The sequence below is a fragment of the Phormidium tenue FACHB-1052 genome (assembly GCF_014696675.1).
Taxonomy (GTDB): Bacteria; Cyanobacteriota; Cyanobacteriia; order Phormidesmidales; family Phormidesmidaceae; genus Nodosilinea; species Nodosilinea tenuis_A.
This window is the reverse complement of the sequence record NZ_JACJQN010000020.1, coordinates 1-21,899: the sequence shown is the minus strand read 5'-3', so window position 1 is coordinate 21,899 and position 21,899 is coordinate 1. Positions and strand designations below refer to the sequence as shown.

Here is a 21,899-nt window from a genome sequence, read left to right as displayed (position 1 = left end):
TTGGCCTTTTGACAATCGGGGTGATGGCTGGGGCTTGGGGCTTGGGGTAAGCGCTCCAGCCGCGATCAGGCCAGGCGTAGGCTGGCGTCTTTGCCCTGGAGGCGGGGAGCCTGCAAAAAGGCTAGCACCGCCTCGGGCTTGAGCGGGCGGCTGTAGAGATAGCCCTGGGCCTCGTGGCAGCCCTTAAGCTTGAGAAAAGCGACCTGGGCCTCTTCCTCGACGCCCTCGGCGATAATGGTCATGCCCAGGGCTTGCCCCAGGGCGATCACGGCGGCGGCGATCGCCATGTCGTTGGCATCGTGGGGAATGTCGCAGACAAAGGACTTGTCAATTTTGAGCTTGTCGATGGGCAGCAGTTTCAAATAGCTCAGCGACGAATAGCCCGTGCCAAAATCGTCGATCGCAATTTGCACGCCCATCTGCCGCAGCTGTTTGAGCTGCTGAATTTTGGCCTCCGTGCGCTGCATCACCAGTCGCTCGGTCACCTCTAGCTCCAGGTGCTGAGGGGGCAGACCACTTTTGCGCAGCACCTCCTCAACAACCTGCACAAAGTTTTCGTGGTTGAGCTGCGAGGCCGCCACGTTGACGGCAACGCGGCCAAAGTCGAGCCCCTGGTCGAGCCAGGTCTTGGCCTGGCAGCAGGCCGACTGCAACACCCAGGTGCCAATCTCGTGAATCAGGCCGCTCTGCTCGGCAATGGGAATAAACTGGGCGGGGGAGATCTCCCCCAGATCGGGGTGCTGCCAGCGCAGCAGCACCTCTAGGCCCACCCACCGCTGCGACTGAAGGTTGATCTGGGGCTGATACACCAGGTGGAGCTGCTCTTGCTGGAGGGCGTTGCGCAGGGCATTGCCAAACAAGACATGCTCAAAGGCCGTGGCGGTCATTTCTTCGGCATAAAACCGATAGGTGTTGCGGCCTTCTTCTTTGGCTTCGTACATGGCGGTGTCGGCATAGCGCAGCAACGTCGCTGCCTCGCTGCTGTCGTCGGGGAACAGGCTGATGCCGATGCTGGCGGTCATGTGGACGGTCTGCCCTTCGAGGTCGAAGGGCGCTTCAAACACCGTCATCAGTCGAGCAATGGCGGTGCCGATGTGGGCGACATCTTTGACATCTTCGAGCACGACGACAAACTCATCGCCGCTGATGCGCGCCACGCAGTCGTTGGCCCGCAGAGCCTGGTGCAGGCGATCTCCCAACTGCTGGAGCAAACTGTCGCCAGCGCGATGGCCCAGGCTGTCGTTGATGTGTTTGAAGCGATCGAGATCGACAAACAGTAGGGCGAGCTTGGTTTGCTGCCGGATGGCCTGCTGAATACTCTGTTCTAGATGCACGTTGAGCCACAGCCGGTTGGGCAGCCCGGTGAGCGGGTCGTGGTGGGCCAGGTGGTGCAGTTGTTCTTCAGACTGTTGCAGGGCCGTTAGGCTGTGGGAGAGTTCGGCGGTGCGCTCGGCCACCCGAATCTCCAGGGTTTCGTTGTAGCGTTGCAGAGCGGCTTCGGCCCGCGCCCGCTCCAGGCGCGGAAAAATTTGGTTGGCTAGTTCACTCACCAGGTCGATTTCGTCGGTGCGCCACTGGCGGGGGGTGGCGCTGTAGACCGCCAGCAGCGATCGCAGCTGCCCGTCCTGGTGAAACGACACGGTGCAGAAGGCGTGGATGCCGAGGCTGGCGTAGCTGGCGGCATTGGTGCGCGGGTCGCTCGCCGTATCGCCGACTATGAAGGGTTTGCCGCCGCGGGTGTCGCGCAAAAAGTCGGGGGTCAAGAAGTCGGCCAGGCGATAGACTCCGGTCAGGCTGATGGCCCCCTCCAGATGCCAGTCATAGGTAATGGTGGCTTCCTGGGCGACGTGGTCGAGCACGACAAAGGCGCAGTCAGACAGCTGGAGGTAGGCCCCCAGCTTGGCCCCGATGGTTTGCAGAATCTCTTCGGCGGCGGTCAGCCGCGACAGATCGACGGCGACTTCTGCCAGAAAAATTGTGTTGGCCTCGCGGCGCTTGCGATCGCTAATGTCTCGACAAATGCAGAGCTGCAAAAACTCATCGCCAGCGCCGTCGTCCTCATCCACCGCGCTAACGGTGATTTCTACATTGTAGGTAGAGCCATCGCGGCGGCGATGCACCGTTTCAAAGGTTTGGCCCACAAACTGCCGCGAGGCGACAATGCGATCGAGTTCCGCCGGGGTCCACTGGGCATCCCAGTCAGAGACATGCATGGTCAGGGTTTCCTCTAGGGTGCGCCCCAGCATGCTGGCATAGCTTTCGTTGGCTTCAACCACGTAGCCCTGCCGATTTAACACCACAATGCCGTCAGAGGAGCCCGCCAGCAGCGCCTTGCGGCGGTTGAGTTCCCGCGTCAGGTTTTCTTGGGCCTGTTTGCGATCGGTGACGTCGGTGACGGTGCCGATGAACCCGACTAGCTCGCCCTGGGGGTTGTACTCGGGCACCGCTTGGCCCAAAACCCACCGGATTGAGCCATCTGGATAGAGGTAACGATGCTCCACTTGATAGGTGGGATGATGACCTAGGCGAGTTTGCTCGACAAACTCTAGCCAGGTCGCGTACAACCAGTCGCGATCTCCGGGGTGCAGGTTTTTGCCCCAGCCGTCGCCCAGGGTTTCTGCGAGGGAGAGGCCGGTAATGTCTAGCGTTTTGGCGTTGGCATAGGTGCACTGCCCGTGGATGTCGTTGCGGAAAATGCCCACGGGGCTGATTTCTGACAGCAGCCGAAACTGTTCTTCACTGGCTCTCATCGCCAGGTCGGCTTGTTTGCGATCGGTAACGTTGCTAAACAGCACGGCGACGATGCGACTGCCTTCCCCGCCATAGCGAAAGGCATAGGTCTCAAACCATTGATCCCCTAACCCTTCGACAATATGCTCTAGGCGCACCGGCTCGCCCGTCAACGCCACCTGCCCGTAGGTGTCGATCCAGATCTGCTCAAAGTTGGGCAGCAGCTCGCGAATGCGTTTGCCCGCCATGGGCTGCCCCGCATGTTTGACAAAGGCCGGGTTGGTTTCTAAATACACATAGTCCACCGCCTGGCCCTGGTCGTCGAAGATCATCTCCAGCAGGCAAAACCCCTGGGCGATGTTCTGGAACAGGGTGCGATATTTTTCTTCTGACTGGCGCAGGGCTGCTTCGGCGCGGGCTCGTTCGACCGCTGCCCAGGTACATTCAGCGGTTTCTTGCGCCAGTTTCACCTCAGTCTGAGTCCAGGGGCGGGGCGTTGCGGAGTGAACGGCTAAACCGGCGACAAAATTTCCGGCCTTAACCAGGGGAACCCCAATGTGTGCGGCAACTTGCACCGAGGCGTAGGTGGCTTGCTCGGCGGGCGAGAGCTGGGGGTCGGCGACGACATCGGCCACCACCACCGTTCGCCCGGCGCAGAATTTGGTAAAAATGGCCAGACCAAACGCGGTGACGGGATAGCAGCCCGCCATGGTATCGATGCCGCTGACGTAATCCCGTTCGACACAGTAGATGTCATTGCGGCACTCAAAGTACAGGGCGCGGTTGGCGTTGAGATATTCGCCGAGGATGCAGCTGGCTGTAACCTGAATTTCAATGGGGTCGGCCAGCGATCGCAGCGCATCGGCCAGCATCACCCGAAAGGCATCTAGCTCAGCCCGCGCCGCCTGGGGGCTGGGCCAGGGCAGAGTCTCTAGGGCCTGGCCCAGACGAGCGGCGGTGGTTTGCTCGCGCACCCAATAGTCGATCGCCCCGGCCTTGATCGCCTGCGTCGCCTTGGCCGCCTCGTTGGGGCCGATCGCCAGGATGGGCGGGCAGCGATCGCCGAGCCGGACTCTTAGCTGCGCTATCAGAGCCCCCAATTCGAACTGCTCCGGCAGGTTGGCGTCGAAGAGAATCAGCCGCAGGTTGTGGGCGTGGCACAGGTCTAGAACCGGCCCGTCGGAGCGCAGGGCCAGCACCCGCCCCCCACCGTCAGTCTGCTGGAGCAGGTTTTGTAGGGAACTGGCGGTTATGTCAGCATCACTGAGGATGAGAACAGTGCAGTCGGGAGATGGCATAGAAGCGTTGCAGGAAGCGAGGATCAGGGTTGGCGGCATTGAGGCGGCGAGGTTGTCATAACCCAGGGCACAACGGTAGAGAGCCATAGAGCGTCTGCCCCCATATTGCCCAGGCTGAAACGGTCTCAGTACTCAAGATCTGGTTTTGAACACAGATATTCAAACTCCCATTCAAACTCAGTGCCCTAGTGACGTATCATCACGAAAACAACGCTGGCGAGAAATTTGTTCGTTCCTGGTGGGTGCGAATGGTCACTACCTCATCCCAAACGATTGTGATTGTTGGCGCGGGGCCTGCCGGGCTATTGCTGGCCCACTACTTGCTGCGGCGGGGCTACGGCGTGCAGATCTACGATCGCCGCCCCGATCCACGCCGGGTAGCGCTTGACCAGCAGCGATCGTTCCCCATTTCTCTGCAATATCGGGGGCGGCGGGCCTTACAAGGCATGGCGGGGTTAGAGGAGGCGATCGCGGCCTACAGCGTCATGTGTCACGGCACCTACCTGCATCGCCGGGGCAAGGCCCGTCGCATTCCGCGTAAACACCCCATTCTCACCGTCGATCGCAACCGGCTGGTGCTGGTGCTGCTAGAGCAGCTAGTCGCTCGCTACCCCGACCCAGCGCGGCTCAGCCTCACCTTTGACTGCCCCTGCCAGGGGGTGGATAGCGAGGCCCAGACTGTCAGCTTTGAATCGACTGATGGCGAGCATTTCATCGTCCCCTACGATCGCCTGATCGGAGCCGATGGGGCCAGATCAGCGGTGCGAGCCGCTCTGGTGGCTGACCACGACCTAGACTGTCAACAGACCTACGTGCGCGATGCCTACAAATCAATTTTTTTAGCGCGCACTAACCCTCAGCAGGGCGTTGAGCTAGCTCCAGATTTTATCCATGCCTGCAATATCGGGGGCGATGCGCGCATTTTGCTAGCCCCGCAGCCGGGCGACCAAATGCACGGAGCCTTCATTTTTAATGCCAAAAACAACCCGTTTGATGGGCTGAAGACCAAGGCCGATGTGCTCGACTATTTTGCTACCTACCTACCCACCTTTCGCCCGCTGCTCAGCGAGGTCGAGGCCGAGGCGCTGCTGCAACGCCCCACTGCCCGACTGACGACGGTCACCTGCGATCGCTTTCACCAGGGCGATCGCATCCTGATTTTGGGCGACGCTGCCCACGCTGTTTCGCCCTCCATTGGCCAGGGCTGCAACTCGGCCCTGCAAGATGTGGCCTGGCTGAACCAGCTACTCGACCAGTATCAGGATGATTGGGCACAGGTGTTGCCCCAGTTTTCGCAGCAGCGGGTGGTCGAGGCCCATGCTCTGCGCGATTTGTCAGACTATTCCTTTCCGCGCAGCAAAGCATTGGTGCTGGAGTTTTTTCTGCGGCTCACGGTGGGTCGCAAGCTGCACCAGTGGTTTCCCCAGCGGTTTTCGCCCTTTGTGTTTGACCTGGTTTTAGATACCGATTTAGATTACTCAGAGGTGCTGCGCCTCAGCAAAGGGTGGATCAATAAGGTGAAGCGATCGATGGCGGTAACTGCATCAGCACCTGAGGTGACCAGTTGAGGTGATTGGGACGATAATGAAGCCTAGTTATCCACGAAGGCAAGCCTGTGACCTCCGAAAAATCTGACGCGCCAAATACGCCAGACGCGATCGAGCATCAGAACGTCCCCGTCGAGCATCGTAGTCTCCACGACTTTTTGTATAGCGCCGCCGACGAACATGCGGCTGAAACAGCCGCCGCCCCACCCACGGCCTCGACCGGCAATACTCCCCTCGCGATCGCTGACTGGTGCGAGCAAACCGAGGATGCTAAGGTCACTGGGGTCTATGCTGTGCATGATCGCGAGGGGCAGACCCAGTTCATCGGCATCTCTCGCAATGTCTCTCTCTCCCTGCGCAGCCATCGGCTCGAAAAAGGGGAGTCAGTCTGTGCCCTGGTCACGGTGGAACCCTTTAGCTTCCCCAACCGAGAGGTGATGGCGGCCCTGCGGGATGAATGGATTGCGGCTTTGCCCAGCCCCCCACCCGGCAATGTCGATGGCACTTGGGATGGCACCGTGGGCAAAGCCGTCACCCAGGCCATGTCTGCCGCTGAACGGGAAGCCTACGAAGCCAAAAAGCTCAAGCTTCGTCGCGCCATGGCCGATGGCTCGTTGGCGAAAGAGCAGGATGCCGCCCAGGCTGCTGACCCTAAAACAGACCTGGCTGCTGCTATGAACGATGACAACTGGAGTGCTCTAATTCGCGATCAAACCGAGCAAACCCGATCGTAATCTCTGCGGTTTAGTTTTGGATAGATCGAAAACGGTGCCCTCACCCCAAACCCCTCTCCCAGGCTTGGGAGAGGGGCTTTGAGTCGTTGGATTAGTTGTATTAATTGAGTGGCGCATTAGCAGAACTCAACAAACTCAGTCTGGTGTTTTGAAAAAATATTGCCACCCTGTCGATCTGCCGTCTCTCGGTTCGACTACTTCACAGAAACAGGATTGAGGGTTGAGGCCTGGGTGCATTCCACTTTTAGAACCGCATTGAGCCTTAGCCCACCCTGTGGGAAGCAAGCTACATTCCCCAACCCCGTCTTCCTGATGGGGAGAATTTGAGCACCCGCTTTTTTTCAAATCTCAGAGCTAAACACCAACTAATTAGGAGATTCACCATGAGAGTTATGGTTTTAGTCAAAGCCTCTTCCGATTCGGAGGCGGGGGTAATGCCCAGCGAAGCACTTTTGGCTGAAATGGGGCAGTTTAATGAAGAACTGGCTAATGCGGGCGTGATGTTGGCGGGCGAGGGGCTACATCCCAGTTCAAAGGGGGTGAGGGTGGCATGCTCGGGCAAAGCTCGCACCGTCACCGATGGCCCATTCACCGAGACCAAAGAACTGCTCGCCGGGTTTTGGATCTGGCAAGTGCAGTCGATGGCTGAAGCGATTGATTGGGTTAAGCGCAGCCCTTTTCAGGACGACGAAATCGAGATTCGACCGATCTTTGAGGCAGATGATTTTGGCGAGGCCTTGACCCCGGAGCTGCGGGAACAGGAAGACCGCATACGAGCTGAGTTAGAAAAAGGAAAATAGCCTCATTCCACAATGCAGAGAGAACCCAACAGAATCAAGGATTGGTTGGGTTCTCTCCTAGGGGAGGTGGTTCGCGATCGCAGTCGCCACTGTTGTAGGTTGGGTGGCGCGCTAACAAAACCCAATAAAGCTCGGTCTGGCGTTGGGTTTCTACTTCGTTCTGCCCAACTTACACTCTTAGTCATCGAGTCGAGCGGTGTGATCATGGTTTCTAGCATTCCGCAACATCTAAGTCCCCAAGACTATTTAGATTGGGAGCCTCTGCAAGGGCTGCGCTATGAGTACATCGACGGCGAAGTTTATGCCATGGTAGGGGGCACGCTGCCCCATAGCGAAATTGCGGTAAACCTGACGACGCTGCTTAAAAATCACCTCAGGGGAAAAGGCTGTCGAGTATTGGGCTCTGATGCCAAGCTTGGCATTACTGAGAGTGGCCCGTTTTTCTTCGCCGATGGCAGCGTTACCTGCGACAGCCGAGACCGTGGCTCGATTAAGTTTTGTCGCTATCCCTGCCTGGTTGCAGAGGTGCTTTCTCCGAGCACAGAGGCCTACGACCGGGGCGGCAAGTTTGCCCAATATCGCTGTCTGGAAAGCTTGCAAGAATACGTGCTGATCAGCAGCGATCGCATCACGGTTGAGATTTTTCGCCTCAATGAGCGCGGCAAATGGGAGCTAACGCCCTACGCCGAGGGGGAGACGATTCAGCTCAGCAGCGTTGACTTGCAGTTCCCCATCGAACAGCTCTATGAAGATGTTGAGCTAGCTGACCCGTCAGGTCTTGAGCTGCCAACTGCCGACTAACCCCGCCACTGCACTCCAGATGTAGTGGATTTCAAAGGATTTATAGGCTGGTTAGCCACTGGGTACTAGCGCGTTTAGCTTAATTTGTAGGTTGGTGTTGAGGCTCGGCGAAACCCAACAGATCCTTGACGGAGTTGGGTTTTCACTTCGTTCAACCCAACCTACACTCTGCGGCGGTTAGCTGAGCTGGCGGTAGCGCACTAGGTAGCTAAACACTTCGCCCTGGGCTGGGGTAATCAAAATTCCTGAGGGGGGGATGGTGATGAGCTGGCTCCAGGTCATTTGGTCGGCATAGTTCAGCACGTGCAGTTGGTGGATGGTGGCTCGCACCCCGCCCGGTGAGCCGATCACCAGATGGCGCAATCGCTCGCGCCCTGGCTGCTCGTTTGGGTTTGCTAGCAGCAGCGGATTGGTCGCCTCCCGCTTTTGGGCAGACGACACCAGATATGGCAAACACAACATATTCAGGGATTCCTTTTTTGTGATGGGTAAGGAATCCCAAAAACTTGGCCGCCCCAGACATGTTGCAGTTCGAGACGGCCAGGTAAAATCACCTTAGCCTCCGAGACAGGTGCTACTGTCGACGAGGTTAGCCGCTGGTTGGTGTCCCCACACCTTCCAGTGGCGCTTGACCAAATTTTTGGGAAGCCAGGCTGCCCGCAGACAACCTTAGCTCCACACATTACCCCACCCGTAAATTGGACGCAAGTAATATTTGATAGATTGCAATTTACTCTACTAACGAGGTAGCCGAGAGCACCCGCCGCTGGGTGCTGCGGCGAGAGCCACCGGCCATTTCATATTCGGGGCTGCGGCGACCATACCTAGCAGCCACCGCCGCCAGCATGCGCTCGGTCAGTTCTGAGAGGGCGGCTTCTTCGAGCAGCATGTCGTTGTAGACCTGGTCTACGTTAGAGAGCAGGCGGTTGTAGGTGGCAATTCTTTCGCGCACCCGCTCAATACTGTTGTTAAACTCCTGCACCGACATGCCGTGGCCCAGGTTGAGATCGGATGCGATCGCAGCCATGCTAGCTGCCCGCCGTTCGGCTTTTACGACTACTTGAGAACTACGCTTTTTGCGTGCCATGGTGATACCCCCTTAGGTAGCTGATGAATAGTGTTGGTATGGCCGCCAACTCTTCCAAGGTATTCATTAGAAACAGGCAGCTATCACCGTGAGAATGTGGAAATTTCAGTATTTTTTTCTACAAAATTGTCACCATTGATTTCAGTAGCTTTACGGCCAAAAATGCCCTCTTGCAGAGGCGTAGGCGAAGCCAAGCTAGAGGGTAGGCTGCTCGGGTAAAAGCCTTTGCAGCTCGGCAACAAACATGGATTGCGATCGCTTATACCTTTGTTGCAGAGGCATGAAGCAACGCTAGATCGCAGAGAACACAGATTGCAGCCGCTTATACGTTTGCTGCAAAGCTATAAAGCATCGCTGAAAACCTTTGAGCATTGATAATTCGCGTTTATAGTTGAGTTGCTTAGATATAAGCTTGTGCTGCAATGCTTTAATGCTGAGCAAGTCTAGCTTGAGTTTGGGCAGCTATAGGCAAAAGGTCTTGGCATAGTTAGCGTGGTAAATAAGGTAAGCAAGCATGGCATTGCTCGAAAGTGCGATCGGTGGAATTGCCGTAACGGTGCTAGAGACCACCTTCAAAGCTGGTGGAGCTGTGGCTGGCCAGATCAAAGGAGCCTATAACGAAACCCAGGCCAAGCAAAAAGCCCTTGAAGCCGCGCAAAACTACGTGCAGCGCTACGACCAGCGCCACTGTCAGGTCAAGGTCATGCCGGGGCTAATGAAAGAGCCCCTACCCTTAGAAGACATCTACACCGCTGTCAAACTGCTAGACGACGAAAGCATTCAATACTTTGCCGCAGTTGATGACTTAGAAGCTACCTACCGTGCCAAAGGCAGGCGTAGCTTTGGGTCTAGCGAATCTCCACGCCAAGACGGCATTCAAGTTGCTAACGCTGAGCAATACCTGATGGTGCTGGGTGGCCCCGGCATTGGCAAATCGACCTTTTTGCGAAAGATTGGCCTAGAAGCGCTACGCAGGAATGGGCAAATTCAGCGAGGCTGCATTCCAGTGCTCATTGAGCTAAAGGAATTGCGGGATGAAACCATTGACCTCAAGCAAAAGATTGCCGCTGAGTTTGCCACCTGCGGCTTTCCGGAGGCAGAGGCCTTTACCGAAGCTTCGCTGGCCCAAGGCAAACTGCTGGTGCTGCTCGATGGGCTAGACGAAGTGCCCACCCAAAACCTCAACCGGGTGGTTGAGCACATCGAGAAATTTGTTGATGCCCATAGCACCAATGCCTTTGTAGCCTCTTGCCGCACTGCCGCCTATCGCGGTAGCCACGGCACCTTCTTTAAACGCTTTACTGATGTCACCTTGGCCGAATTTGACGATGAGCAAATTGAGCAGTTTATTCGCCGCTGGTTTCGCTCAGATCTTGACCTGGAGAGTGGTACTGTCGACAAATATTGGGATCTGCTGCAAAAAGATGAAAACAAAGCTACTAAAGAGCTGGCCCAAACCCCGCTACTGCTGACCTTTTTGTGTTTGATATATGATCGGCAGCAAATATTGCCGACTCAGCGCAGCACCCTCTACGGCCAAGCCCTCGACATTTTGCTGTCTGAGTGGTCGGCCCAAAAGCGCCTAGAGCACGATCCCATTTACGAAGGCTTTCACCCAGGCTTAGAAAAGGTGCTGCTGGCTCAGATTGCCTACGAAAGCTTTGAGCAAGACCAGCTTTTCTTTCTAAAAGACGACATTACTTGGCGTATTGGCGAGTTTTTGGCCGATACCCTAGATGCCCCTAAGCATCTAGATGGAGCCGCTGTGCTACGGGCAATTGAGCGCCAGCAGGGCATTTTGGTTGAGCGGGCCACCAATATCTACTCGTTCTCACACCTAACGCTGCAAGAATATCTCACTGCTTTTCACATTAAAGAAGAGGGGTTAGAGGCTGAGCTGATTGCCCACCACCTGACTGATAAGCGCTGGCGAGAGGTGTTTTTGCTAGTAGCGGGGCTCATGGGCAATAAAGCCATTGAGTTCTTGACGGCTATAGAAGCAACAGCTCATACCTATATTGAGATGTATCCAAAGCTGATCTCGTTAATTCGATGGGCTAAAACCAGCACTACAGATTCAAGAGAACAATTTAACCCAATTGCTAAACGAGCGACTGCCATCGCCCTCGCTAGCAGCATCACCAGCGCCATTGCCATCGACAGAGCCAGAGCCCTCGCTAGCAACAGCGACAGCGATAGAGTCCTCGCTATTGACAGAGCCAGCACCCTCGCCAGCGCCCTCAATAACGACAGAGTCCTCGCCATCGCCCTTGCCACCGACAGCGACAGTGCTATCGCCATCGCTATCGACAGAGCTATCGACAGAGCGACTGCCATCGCCCTCGCCAACAGCATCGCTAGCATTCTTGCCATTGACAGCGACAGCAGCATCACCACCGACATCGCCCTCGCTATTGACAGAGCCCTTGCCAGCGCCATCGCCATCAACAGTTGTTTTGCCGCAATACTTAGCAATCCTAAATTTTCAGAACTGCCAAATCAGCTTGAGCGCATGGCTAGAACCGTACCTGCCCAAGATGCACCAGGTAGTTCCTGGCAAAACTGGGCTAATGAGCTAGAAACTTTATGGCTAGATGCTTTATGCTTGAGCCGAGAAGACCTGATATCTGATCGAAAAGAAGCTGAGGCACTACAAAGTTACCTCTACGCCACAGAGCTTTTACTGCGGTGTAAAGCTGCCGCCATTCGCATACCTAAACAAGCCTGGGCCGAGCTTGAAGATCGCTTGCTCACCTACTCCAGCTCACGCAAAGGCACCCGGTAAAGTTACAGCACTATGCCCTCTAGTGAACTCTATGGCCGAAACCAAAACTGCTAGCATTAGGCGCGATCGCCATCGCAAGTCTGGTTGGTGCTGATACACCGAATGGTACTAGAACCAATAGCAAAACTGAGGAAATCGATTAGGAAAAGGAAGATGACGTGGTTTCACAACAAGCAGGTGCAGATCTGATTTCTAAATCTTTCTAATTGAGCATACTGCCCATGGATCAAACTATCGTGCTTGACCATCGGGAGGCAAATCCAGCGGAAGGATTGCTGCCCCAATCGGCGGTCTTAACCAGCTCTGGCTGGGACGGCATTCACCTAGAGCTGTATCAGCAGCCGAAGTTTTGCACCGCCGACCATCAACACACCCTGCACGCGATCGCCCTGGGTTTTCCTGATCCTTCAAAACAGATGCCCACGGGCTACCGCTGGCTAGACGGCAAGCGCCACCGAGAAGATCGCACAGCGGGCGGCATAGCGATTATCCCAGCCGGCATCACTCACCGCTGTAGCTGGGATAATGCCGCGCAGTTCATGGTGCTGGCGCTAGAGCCCGACCTGCTGAAGCAGATGGGGCAAGATTGGGTGCAGGCCGATCGCATTGAGCTAAGGCCGCAGTTTATGGAGGCCGACGATCGGTTGGTGAGCACAGTACTCTCCACGCTAAAAACTGAGGCCGAGCTGGGTGGCCTCGGCAGCCCGCTGCTGGTGGATAGCCTAAAAACGGCCTTAGCCATTCATCTGCTGCGCCACTACTGCACCACCCAGCCTAGACTGGTCAGCGTTGCCGGGGGCCTATCTCAGACCCAGCGCCAACAGGTTAAAGCCTATATTGACGCCCACCTGCATCAAGAGCTGACGCTAGTGGAGCTAGCTGCGATCGCCCGCCTGAGCCCGGCCTACTTTGCCCGCCTGTTCAAGCACAGCGAGGGCGTTACTCCCCACCAATACATTCTGCAACGCCGGGTTGAGCGCGCCCAGTTTTGGCTTCGCCACAGCCCCCTGGGCCTAGCCGAGATTGCTGCCAAAGTTGGCTTCTGCGATCAAAGCCATCTCACTCGCTGGTTCAAACGCCTAACCGGGGCCACCCCCACCCAGTTTCGCCAATCGTGATCGCAAAAATCTCCTAAAGGTTCACCGCTTTGTTCTAGAGCCTGGGTTGGCCTCCTGTCTAAGCTGGCCCATAGCAGTCTCTAGAGAACCTACCATGCCGGTCGAACAAGCACTTGAACAGGCTGACGTCACCGTGGCCACCCCCGACGGCCAAATGCCCGCCTTTTTGTGCAAACCCGCGCGATCGGGCCGTTTCCCCGCTGTGTTGCTGCTGATGGAAGCCTTTGGCTTAACCAGCTACATTCGCGACGTGGCGACCCGGATAGCGCAGGAGGGCTATGTAGTGTTGGCCCCAGATTTGTATTATCGCGAACCGACCAACCATACCTTTAGCTACGACCAGGTTGACGCCGCCATGGCGTTGATGTGGCAGCTCGATTTTGGCCCGCCGATTGAGAACGATCTCAAAGCCGCGATCGCATACCTCAAAGCCCGCCCCGACACCGATCGCATTGGCGTCACCGGATTTTGCCTGGGGGGAGGGCTGAGCTTTCTCGCCGCCTGCCGCTTTTCAGCCGAGATTGCCGCCGCTGCGCCCTTCTACGGCATGGTGCTGGATGAATGGATCGAAGCGGTGCAGGATATTACTGTGCCAATGCTGCTGTTTTTTGGCGGTCAAGATCCGTTTATTGGGAGCGATCGCGTGCAGCAAATCGAGACTCGGTTCCAGCAGCTCGGCAAAACCTACACTGTGCAAGTGTATCCAGACGCTAACCACGGATTTTTTTGCCACGAGCGCGAATCCTACCATCCTGCCGCCGCCGACCACGCCTGGCAGACCTTAATGAACTTTTTCAGGCTGCATTTATCGCCAGAAAAGTGTTCAAACAAAATCTGAAATGAGTAACCCAAATTCAAAAGAGACCCCCAGGTTGCGTTGCGAACCTCCCATCACAAAGTCCCGGTCTCAAGTTGAACAGTCTCGGCGTAGCGCCGCCGATAATCTGCCGACAGATTGCGGTAAGCGCGCGATCGCATCGCTATCACCGTCACCACCAGCCCCACCAGCCCCGTCAACGTAAACAACAGAGCAATGCCGCGATCGATGCCAGTGCCATACCAGGAGCCAATTAAATCAACCCCGGCTCCGGTGGTCATAAACGGAATAAACAAAAATTGGGCGATTGGGCCAATCATAAACGCCGTCAGCGGCGAAGCGGCCTGCTCAATACTTTGGGCAAAGCCAAACACCCGTCCCTGACGCTCCAGCGGAATCATCGTCTGCAAAATTAGCTGTTCCGACGCTTCAACCACCGGAATCAGGCACAGATACACAAATAAACCTACCCCCAGCAAAGTAATCGACGGCTGAATCGTAAAGCCCATCGCCACCACCCACATCACAATGTTGGATAGAAACATCGTTCGCAGCGGGCTTTTGCCTAACCCAAACCGGGCCACCCCCAGCCCGCCCACAATAAACCCCAGGCTCAACACCCCCCACACGATGCCCCAAACCTGCACCGACACCAGCGATAGCCCATAGGCATCCATCAGCGACATAAAGACGCCGCCCAAAAAGTTGTTGAAGCAGTTAAAAAAGATCAGCGCAAACAACCCCGGCACCAAACGAATCACCCGAATCGTGCCGCGAATATCAATATGATCAGATTTCGCCCCAGTCTGAACAATTCGCTTTTCAGGAATAGCGATCGTACACAAATGGAGGATGGTCAAAACGCTGAGCGCGATCGCCATGACCAGCATCCAATACATGCCCAAAAACCCGATCACCAGCCCGCTAACGACCGAAGCGCCCAAAAAAGCCACGCCATTGATGGTGCCGACTAGACCATTGGCCTTGTCACGTTCCGCTTCAGCAATCAGTATCGTGACCAGCGTTGGCAGAGCGATGGTGCGCAGGTTGCCAGCGATCGCCCCCATCAGCGCCAAAACGATAAATCCCCAGAGCATGGCGCTAGACGCATCGGCAAAAACAGCCGCTGGCGTAGAGACATAAATTAGGTAGGCCAGGGCATACATCACTAGCGAACCCGCGCTAGAAATCAGCAGGGCATTCTTTTTGCGGTAGCGATCGACCAGCGACCCTAAGAAAAAGCCGGAAACGGCGACGGTGACCAAATAGATGCCAGCCATCACCGAGGTCGCCAGCACCGACTGAGTTTGCAGGTAAACCCAAAACGTGACCCCAAACCAGACCAAGGTGTTGGTTAGAATCGCCACCAATGAGTTGGCTAAAATGGCATAAAAAACGGGTTTCATGGAATCCTCTTCACCCCACCTACGGTTTAAATTGTGTTGGTCAGAGCTGCGTCTGAGTTTGGCTCAAATCAGACAAGGGGTGAGGCAGACGGTCTTTGCCTGAGAGCATGGAAGTAATCAACCTGGATTCAGCACTAAACTGCTTCTGACCTAGAGATTGCGGAGCTACCAAAGCCTCGATAACAGATTTGTAGTATACATACTACAGAGCAGTGCGACAACTTCCCTCCCACCACTTTCACCTTGTGATGCCCGCCGAAACGGAATTTGCCCGACTGTGGCAGCCCAACCTGTCTGGCATTGAGCTATTTAGCGCCCAGCTCTACCGCCATGCTTTCGCCAAGCACATGCACGAGGCCTACACCATCGGCCTCAACCACGGCGGTTTAGGCGGCTTTTTCTATCGCGGCGGCAACCATTGCGCCTACCCCGGCAGCTTTAATTTCATTCACCCCGGCGAGGTTCACACCGGGCAGGTGCAGGGCGACCAGGGCTGGGGCTTTCGCAACCTCTATATCAGTGTGCCAAAAATGCAGGCCGTCTTGGCCCAGCTAGAATGGACATCCCCAGGGCTGCCCTTCTTTGCGATCGCCCCAAACACCGACGTTGATGCCGTTGGGCAGGCTATTTTTAGCCGTTTGTTTATCGCCCTTAGTCGGCCCGCCCTTCCGCTAGAGCAAGACTCCCTGCTGCTAGAGTTGATCGCTTATTTAATCGATCGCTACGGAGATCGACAGCGCCGCTGGCAGTCGTCGCAGCCCACCAGTCAGGCCATCGCCCAGGCGCAAACCTACCTCAAGGCCCACTATGCCAAATCGATCTCCGTTGAAACCTTGGCCCAGCGGGTGGGCCTCAGCCCCTACTACTTAATTCGCAGCTTTCGCCAGCAGGTGGGGTTGCCGCCCCACAGCTACCAGCGTCACTGGCAGCTAGTGCAGGCCAAGCGATCGCTCCACACCGCTCAATCGATTGTTGATATTGCGATCGCCCACGGCTTCTATGACCAAAGCCACCTCAATCGCGCGTTTAAGCAGGCCTTTGGCGTCACCCCCGGCCAATATCGCCAGGGCAATTTTGTCCAAGACTACGACTCCTGAGCCTCGGTAGGCTGGTCAGGTTGTCCCCATTCAAAGCTTCAGTTGAGGCAAATACCTTGTAGGAGGACAGCTCGCTGCACCCCTACAGACACAAGAACAGCAAACAAACTTTGGCGGAAGATCTACCTTTGGGCAAAAATATGGCCGCTAAAGGCATAGTCAACGATCTCTCTTTCTCGGCGATCATTGCGGGCTTTGTCACCGTGCTGGTGGGCTTCACTAGCTCAGCGGTGATTGTGTTCCAGGCTGCCCAAGCCCTCAATGCTACCCCGGCAGAAATCGCCTCCTGGATGTGGGCCTTGGGCCTGGGCATGGGTCTCACCTGCATTGGCCTTCCCCTGCGCTATCGTGCCCCCGTCGTCACCGCCTGGTCTACCCCTGGCGCGGCCCTGCTGATTACCTCTGCCACTGGGGTGCCCATGACCGAAGCGATCGGAGCCTTTTTGGTCTCTGGGGTGCTGATTACCCTAGCTGGGTTCACCGGCTGGTTTGAGCGGTTAATAAACCGCATTCCCCTATCGCTATCGGCGGGCATGCTGGCCGGAGTGCTGCTGCGCTTTGGGTTGGACGTGTTTACCGCCATGCAGACCCAGTTCGCCATGACCTTTGCCATGTTTTGCACTTACCTGGCGATGCGCCGCCTCAAGCCGCGTTATGCCGTAGTGGCAGCGCTGGGGGTGGGAATCGCGATCGCCGCTCTGCAAAACCTAATCCAGTTCGACACCGTCACTCTGCAACTGGCCCGCCCAGTATTCATCGTCCCCCAATTCTCCCTCGGAGCCTTTGTCGGCGTCGCTCTGCCGCTGTTCATAGTCACCATGGCTTCCCAAAACATCCCAGGAGTCGCCGTCCTACAAGCCTCTGGCTATGACTCCGTTCCCATCTCCCCTATCATTGGCTGGACGGGAGCCGCTAACGTAATCCTCGCGCCCTTTGGTGGCTTTGCGCTGAACCTAGCCGCCATCACCGCCGCCATCTGTATGGGCCGCGAAGCCCACGAAGACCCCAGTAAGCGGTATGTGGCGGCGATCGCCGCCGGTTTCTTCTATCTACTCATCGGCCTCTTTGGAGCCACCGTCGGTGCAGTCTTTGCCGCTTTTCCCCAAGAGCTGGTTCTGGCGATCGCCGGTCTAGCCCTACTCGGCACCATCGGCACCGGCCTCTTCACTGCCCTACGCGACGAAACCCAGCGCGAACCCGCCCTGATCACCTTCCTGGTCACCGCCTCCGGTGTCACCCTCTTCGGCATTGGCTCCGCCTTTTGGGGGCTGATTGCCGGGGCAATGGCGATCGCGATTTTTCAGACCAAAGTGATCTCAGACCGCCAATAGCCTGTAGATAGGCTCCCAACCATCCAAGCGAACCGTTATAAATCTGTCGATTACAGCCTCAGTTCGCTTTTGGTGCATCCAAGCGGGCTTTTTCTGCGTATAGAGAAGAGCAGTGGCAAGCGCAGCGACGCAAACGAGCCAAAAAATCTGCGATTGACTACAAATAACATTGAGCAAGAGAAGAGAAATGAAAAGCAAAATTCAAGAGTTTACTGTTGTTCTGGGTGCAGTGACGGTAGCCGTAGGTGCTACTCTCTCCCAGAGTGCCTTTGCCGGTCACACCAATACCGTACTGACCACGCAACTAGACGGCAGCGCCGAAGTCGGCGAAGACCTTAGCGAAATGGTTGGTGATGCCACCGGCACTGGTAGCGCCTACGTTTTTGGCGTTGATGGTGATCCCACCACCCTTTGCTACGTTTTAGAAGTATCTGGTATCCAAATGGTGCCCGTGGGCGACGGCATGGCCGCCCATATTCACGAAGGAGCCATGGGCGAAAACGGCCCTGTAGTGGCCGCCCTCGCTGGGCCTCAAGACGGTAATGCAGGCGACTGTTTAACCGAAGGGGAAGAAGGCAAGTTTCCCACGGGCGAAGCCGGTATTGTGCAGCGAATTTTAAGCAATCCTGAAGCGTTCTACATCAACGTCCATAACCCGACTTTTCCGGATGGGGCTATTCGTGGACAGCTTGAAGCTCACGATTAAGGGCGCTGCTGCAAAGAGCCTTGCTTGAGCGGCCTCAAAAAAAGCTTAACTGAATAGGGTCTACTCACTCGCGAGCATGGAATTCACTATGCTCGCGAACACTTTTTCATGGCCCCAATCCACCTATGACCTCAGCCTGCGGTGCTCAAACTCTTGCAGTCGCTGCTGAAATTGGTTCCAATAATCGTCCATATCTTCTAAAGAAACCTCAAACAGCTGAGCCGGTTGATCCGCTAGGGCGATCGCTACCAGCCCCTTTTGCACCGTCAACCCAAAGTCTGCATAGACTTGATGGGCTGCCTCCCGATAGGCTGCAATCTGCAAAAAATAATCCCCCAGCCACTGGGGTTGCTTGGGCCGTAGGGCCGTTTTCCAGTCGCACAGGTGCAGTTCACCCTTCACCACCACCAGCGCATCGGGAATGCCCACAAACCCCGCTGGGTGCCACACGGCCCCTTCTACCAACAGCACCTCGTCCACCTGATCCAGCACCGGCAAGATTGACTCCCAATAACCCGCCAAATCAGCCGGAATTTCCACCGTTGCGCCGTTGAGGTGGGCCGCAATCTGTTTGTGCAACCGCGTACCTGCCGAAGACGCCTTGCCCGAAATTTGTTGGGCTGCTTCCACTCCTACCCGCTGTCGCCAGCGCTGTAGAGCATCTCGCGATTCCTGCGGCTTGGTGGCCGATAGCACGGTGGTCACACCGGGATAGCAGCACCCCTCCACCTCATAGAGCATTTTGCGATCGCGGCGCACCCGTTTAGCCACATAGCGAGGAAGCCGATGCACCATAGTCTGTTTGAGTTGTTTGAGTAGTGACGCTGAAATTGTAGCCACCAACTCGCCCTTCGTGAGAGTAAAGTATCATATCAAGTCTCATATTTCTTTTTATGAGACTAAGCTAGATTTGCTTTGGTCTCAGGGTGAGACCAATTCACTCTGGCAGAATGGGGTGGTGATTGGCTACGGGCTACGGCAGGTGAGGTCTAGGTTAGGACAGTCTAAAATGCCATGATTCAAGCCTGTTGGGCATTTTTTGCTCGTTTATCTTCGGTCTTTTGCCCTAGCGCCAAGACCTCAAACGGCCAAAAAGTACGGGTGTCTCTAAAGCTAGAGACACCCGTACTTTTTGGCGCGATCGCCAGGTGAGAAAGCCAGCTGCGATCGCATTCGCTCAAACGCATTCTAAGGAGGGGCCTTTATGCAAACCCCGATGCTTAGATTTCTAACCCTTTTTTAGTCTGTTTAAGCTGCTTATACAGCGATTTGATTTGCTCAAAAGCCTCATCGGGCGAGAGCTTGCCGCCAGTTTGTAAACCCGAAATGTAGCCAACCCGGTTGGCAAACTCTTGCAGGTTGGCGTTAAACACAAGCTGCTGAGGCGAAAACGTGCCGTAGTAAGAACTCTTTGGAGAGATAAATCTATCCAAATCACGCCGATTGTTAGTAGAGCCAGAATAGGACATAGGGCATAAATAACCTTCTCTTAAACAAAACTGAATTTTCCCTTAATCTTAGACACGATAGCCTAGCCCAAAGGTTTCTGCAACGAAGATTATTGCAAATCTATCCGATGAATTAGGCTGACTGCCTCGCTCAGGCTGTGGCCATCAGCGAGTTCTGAACCAAACTAAGACCGTGCTGGCTGGCCCAGGTATGGAGATCGTTAAAGGCGCGATCGCGATACTGTCCATAGCGTTCCCGTTTATTGCGCACCTTCACCGGCAGCGGCGGCAGAATGCCAAAGTTGGGCGGCATTGGCTGAAAGTGCTTCGGCTCCGCTGAGGTAATGAAATCGACCAGCGCCCCCAGCATCATCGTCACCGGCAAGTTTAGCTGCTCTTGGCCCAAGGCCAGACGGGCCGCATTCGTCCCAGCCAGCCAGCCACCAGCCACCGCCGCCGTATAGCCCTCGGTGCCCACTAGCTGCCCCGCCGCCAGCAGCGTGGGCCGCGCTTTGAATTGCAGCGTGTTGTGCAGCAGCTCCGGCGAATTCAAAAACGTGTTGCGGTGCATCACCCCCATGCGCACAAACTCGGCATTTTCCAAACCTGGAATCAGCCGAAACACCCGCGCCTGTTCGCCCCAGCGCAGGTTGGTTTGAAAGCCCACCATGTTCCATAGCTGGCCGCTTTTGTCTTCCTGGCGCAGCTGCACCACGGCGTAGGGCTTTTTGCTCTTATTCTCTGGGTCTTTGAAGTCACCCAGGCGGGCGTCGAATAGCCCCACGGGCTTGAGCGGGCCGTAGCGCATAGTGTCTTCGCCGCGCCGCGCCATTTCTTCGATCGGCAGGCAGGCTTCAAAGAACTTAGCGGTTTCGCGCTCAAAATCCTTGAGCTCGGCCTGTTCGGCGTTGCACAGCTCAGTCCAAAAGTGGAGATACTGCTCGCGGTTCATGGGGCAGTTGAGGTAGGCGGCTTCGCCCCGGTCGTAGCGAGAGGCCATAAATGCTACCGACTGGTCGATGCTGTCGCCTACCACTATGGGGCTGGCGGCGTCAAAAAAGCTCATGTAGCCCTGGCCCGTGAACCGCTCCAGATCCACCGACAGCGCGTCGCTGGTCAGAGGGCCAGTGGTCAGCACCACAATGCCGTCGTCGGGAATGCGGGTGACCTCGTCGCGCCGCAGCTCAATCAGCGGGTGACGCTCTAGGGTCTCGGTCAAGTCTTGGCTAAACAGGCCGCGATCGACCGCCAGAGCACCGCCCGCAGGCACCTGGTGCTGGTCGGCTTTGCCGATGACTACTGAGCCGAGCTGGCGCAGTTCTTCGTGGAGCAGGCCCGAGGCGCGATCGCTTGCCATTGCCCCAAAGGAGTTGCTGCACACCAGCTCGGCCACATGCTCGCTGTGGTGCGCAGGGGATGTTTTGTGGGGACGCATTTCGTGCAGCACCACGGGCACCCCGGCTTGGGCAATCTGCCAGGCGGCCTCGGTACCGGCCAGCCCGCCGCCGATCACATGAATGGGGTCTGGGGTTTGCACTGCGTATCCCTCAAAAACTCAGCTTTTCTAGGATAACGGGTTCTAGACGCTTGAATGGCTGTGTAGAGAGCCGATGCCATTCCGTATAGTAAAAAAGACAAGACCGGGCCTTAGTCAGCAGGTAACTAAGACTGCAAACCAATGCCTATTCCCCAGGACTCTACAGATTACTATGCGACTTTAAAGGTTAGCCGCGTGGCCAGCCTATCGACAATTAAACAGTCTTACCGTCAGCGGGCAACGCTCGGCCTCGGTATACAACCGCCAGGCGTATCAAGCAATACTCATCCCAAAACAGCGAGGTGTCCAAGCTTAGGCACAAACCGTCCTCACCCCAATCCGCCAACGCCGCCTGAATCAAGGGTTTGTACAGTCGATGGACGCTCAGACGGTTGTTGTGCAACCAGCGACTCAAGCCGCCGTTGTTTGCTTTGCGCCTGCACCCCGCGGCACGAGACATAGGGCAGCCACCGCGTCAGACTGACCTCTCCCCGGTGCAGCAAGGCCACCACCATCCAGAGGCGGGTTTGTCAGATGACCCCGATGCGCCTAGGGCCACGACTTGGAAGGTTAATGTGACATCACTGAGAATCGGATCCAGTATTGAGGGATTCGTCAGGATGAGGGTTGATGATGTGGCCGCTAGTGGGGATACCG

Annotated in this window: 18 protein-coding genes; 10 read left to right on the top strand and 8 right to left on the bottom strand. The window is 56.2% G+C overall.

Features of this window, described 5'->3' with window-relative positions:
* Window positions 1-65: 65 nt before the first annotated feature.
* Window positions 66-4,115: an EAL domain-containing protein gene (locus tag H6G07_RS22215; protein WP_073610386.1), complete on the bottom strand. Its 4,050-nt coding sequence runs from the start codon at window positions 4,113-4,115 to the stop codon at window positions 66-68.
* A 161-nt stretch (window positions 4,116-4,276) separates the two neighbouring features.
* Here H6G07_RS22215 and H6G07_RS22210 point away from each other — a divergent pair, with 161 nt between their 5' ends.
* The 4 genes from H6G07_RS22210 to H6G07_RS22195 all read left to right on the top strand — a co-directional run bounded on the left by H6G07_RS22210 (window position 4,277) and on the right by H6G07_RS22195 (window position 7,910).
* Window positions 4,277-5,596 carry an FAD-dependent oxidoreductase gene (locus H6G07_RS22210; RefSeq protein ID WP_073610385.1) on the top strand — a complete coding sequence of 440 codons (1,320 nt, stop codon included), beginning with the start codon at window positions 4,277-4,279 and terminating at the stop codon, window positions 5,594-5,596.
* Between the two features lie 47 nt (window positions 5,597-5,643).
* Window positions 5,644-6,309, top strand: coding sequence for a GIY-YIG nuclease family protein (locus tag H6G07_RS22205; RefSeq protein ID WP_073610384.1), 666 nt, complete (start codon window positions 5,644-5,646; stop codon window positions 6,307-6,309).
* A 383-nt stretch (window positions 6,310-6,692) separates the two neighbouring features.
* The gene (locus H6G07_RS22200) at window positions 6,693-7,109 is read left to right on the top strand and encodes a YciI family protein (protein ID WP_073610383.1); all 417 of its coding nucleotides are present in this window, start codon (window positions 6,693-6,695) and stop codon (window positions 7,107-7,109) included.
* A 204-nt stretch (window positions 7,110-7,313) separates the two neighbouring features.
* The gene (locus H6G07_RS22195; protein WP_171973080.1) at window positions 7,314-7,910 is read left to right on the top strand and encodes a Uma2 family endonuclease; all 597 of its coding nucleotides are present in this window, start codon (window positions 7,314-7,316) and stop codon (window positions 7,908-7,910) included.
* Between the two features lie 177 nt (window positions 7,911-8,087).
* Here the strand turns inward: H6G07_RS22195 and H6G07_RS22190 are convergent, their stop codons facing one another.
* Together H6G07_RS22190 and H6G07_RS22185 are read right to left on the bottom strand one after the other, a co-directional pair.
* Entirely contained in the window at window positions 8,088-8,372 is a 285-nt protein-coding gene (locus H6G07_RS22190; RefSeq protein WP_073610382.1) for a hypothetical protein, read from the bottom strand.
* Window positions 8,373-8,640: 268 nt separating this feature from the next.
* Window positions 8,641-8,997 carry a hypothetical protein gene (locus tag H6G07_RS22185; RefSeq protein ID WP_073610381.1) on the bottom strand — a complete coding sequence of 119 codons (357 nt, stop codon included), beginning with the start codon at window positions 8,995-8,997 and terminating at the stop codon, window positions 8,641-8,643.
* Window positions 8,998-9,511: 514 nt separating this feature from the next.
* Here H6G07_RS22185 and H6G07_RS22180 point away from each other — a divergent pair.
* The 3 genes from H6G07_RS22180 (at window position 9,512) to H6G07_RS22170 (ending at window position 13,738) form a co-directional block, all read left to right on the top strand.
* Window positions 9,512-11,782 (top strand): NACHT domain-containing protein, encoded by a 2,271-nt coding sequence (locus H6G07_RS22180; protein WP_073610380.1) that lies wholly within the window; start codon window positions 9,512-9,514, stop codon window positions 11,780-11,782.
* Window positions 11,783-12,003: 221 nt separating this feature from the next.
* On the top strand, window positions 12,004-12,900 hold the full coding sequence (locus tag H6G07_RS22175) for a helix-turn-helix transcriptional regulator (protein WP_073610379.1): 897 nt from the start codon (window positions 12,004-12,006) through the stop codon (window positions 12,898-12,900).
* A gap of 94 nt (window positions 12,901-12,994) precedes the next feature.
* Complete coding sequence (locus tag H6G07_RS22170; RefSeq protein WP_073610378.1) at window positions 12,995-13,738, top strand: dienelactone hydrolase family protein; 744 nt, start codon at window positions 12,995-12,997, stop codon at window positions 13,736-13,738.
* Between the two features lie 53 nt (window positions 13,739-13,791).
* Here the strand turns inward: H6G07_RS22170 and H6G07_RS22165 are convergent, their stop codons facing one another.
* Entirely contained in the window at window positions 13,792-15,123 is a 1,332-nt protein-coding gene (locus H6G07_RS22165) for an MFS transporter (RefSeq protein WP_073610377.1), read from the bottom strand.
* 248 nt (window positions 15,124-15,371) lie between these two features.
* Here H6G07_RS22165 and H6G07_RS22160 point away from each other — a divergent pair, with 248 nt between their 5' ends.
* From H6G07_RS22160 to H6G07_RS22150, 3 genes are all read left to right on the top strand, one after another.
* Window positions 15,372-16,220, top strand: a complete 849-nt coding sequence (locus tag H6G07_RS22160) for an AraC family transcriptional regulator (protein ID WP_073610472.1) — start codon at window positions 15,372-15,374, stop codon at window positions 16,218-16,220.
* A 140-nt stretch (window positions 16,221-16,360) separates the two neighbouring features.
* Window positions 16,361-17,551, top strand: a complete 1,191-nt coding sequence (locus H6G07_RS22155) for a benzoate/H(+) symporter BenE family transporter (RefSeq protein WP_073610376.1) — start codon at window positions 16,361-16,363, stop codon at window positions 17,549-17,551.
* A gap of 187 nt (window positions 17,552-17,738) precedes the next feature.
* On the top strand, window positions 17,739-18,257 hold the full coding sequence (locus tag H6G07_RS22150) for a CHRD domain-containing protein (RefSeq protein ID WP_073610375.1): 519 nt from the start codon (window positions 17,739-17,741) through the stop codon (window positions 18,255-18,257).
* Window positions 18,258-18,380: 123 nt separating this feature from the next.
* On the opposite strand, the gene H6G07_RS22145 is transcribed toward H6G07_RS22150, so the two are convergent.
* From H6G07_RS22145 to H6G07_RS22130, 4 genes are all read right to left on the bottom strand, one after another.
* A complete protein-coding gene (locus tag H6G07_RS22145; protein ID WP_199312347.1) occupies window positions 18,381-19,097 on the bottom strand; it encodes a PD-(D/E)XK nuclease family protein in 717 nt (238 codons plus the stop codon).
* A gap of 380 nt (window positions 19,098-19,477) precedes the next feature.
* Window positions 19,478-19,726 (bottom strand): DUF7219 family protein, encoded by a 249-nt coding sequence (locus tag H6G07_RS22140; RefSeq protein ID WP_073610373.1) that lies wholly within the window; start codon window positions 19,724-19,726, stop codon window positions 19,478-19,480.
* A gap of 130 nt (window positions 19,727-19,856) precedes the next feature.
* The gene (gene trmFO, locus H6G07_RS22135) at window positions 19,857-21,242 is read right to left on the bottom strand and encodes an FADH(2)-oxidizing methylenetetrahydrofolate--tRNA-(uracil(54)-C(5))-methyltransferase TrmFO (RefSeq protein ID WP_073610372.1); all 1,386 of its coding nucleotides are present in this window, start codon (window positions 21,240-21,242) and stop codon (window positions 19,857-19,859) included.
* Window positions 21,243-21,456: 214 nt separating this feature from the next.
* Window positions 21,457-21,702, bottom strand: a complete 246-nt coding sequence (locus H6G07_RS22130; RefSeq protein WP_190740772.1) for a hypothetical protein — start codon at window positions 21,700-21,702, stop codon at window positions 21,457-21,459.
* Between the last annotated feature and the right edge of the window lie 197 nt (window positions 21,703-21,899).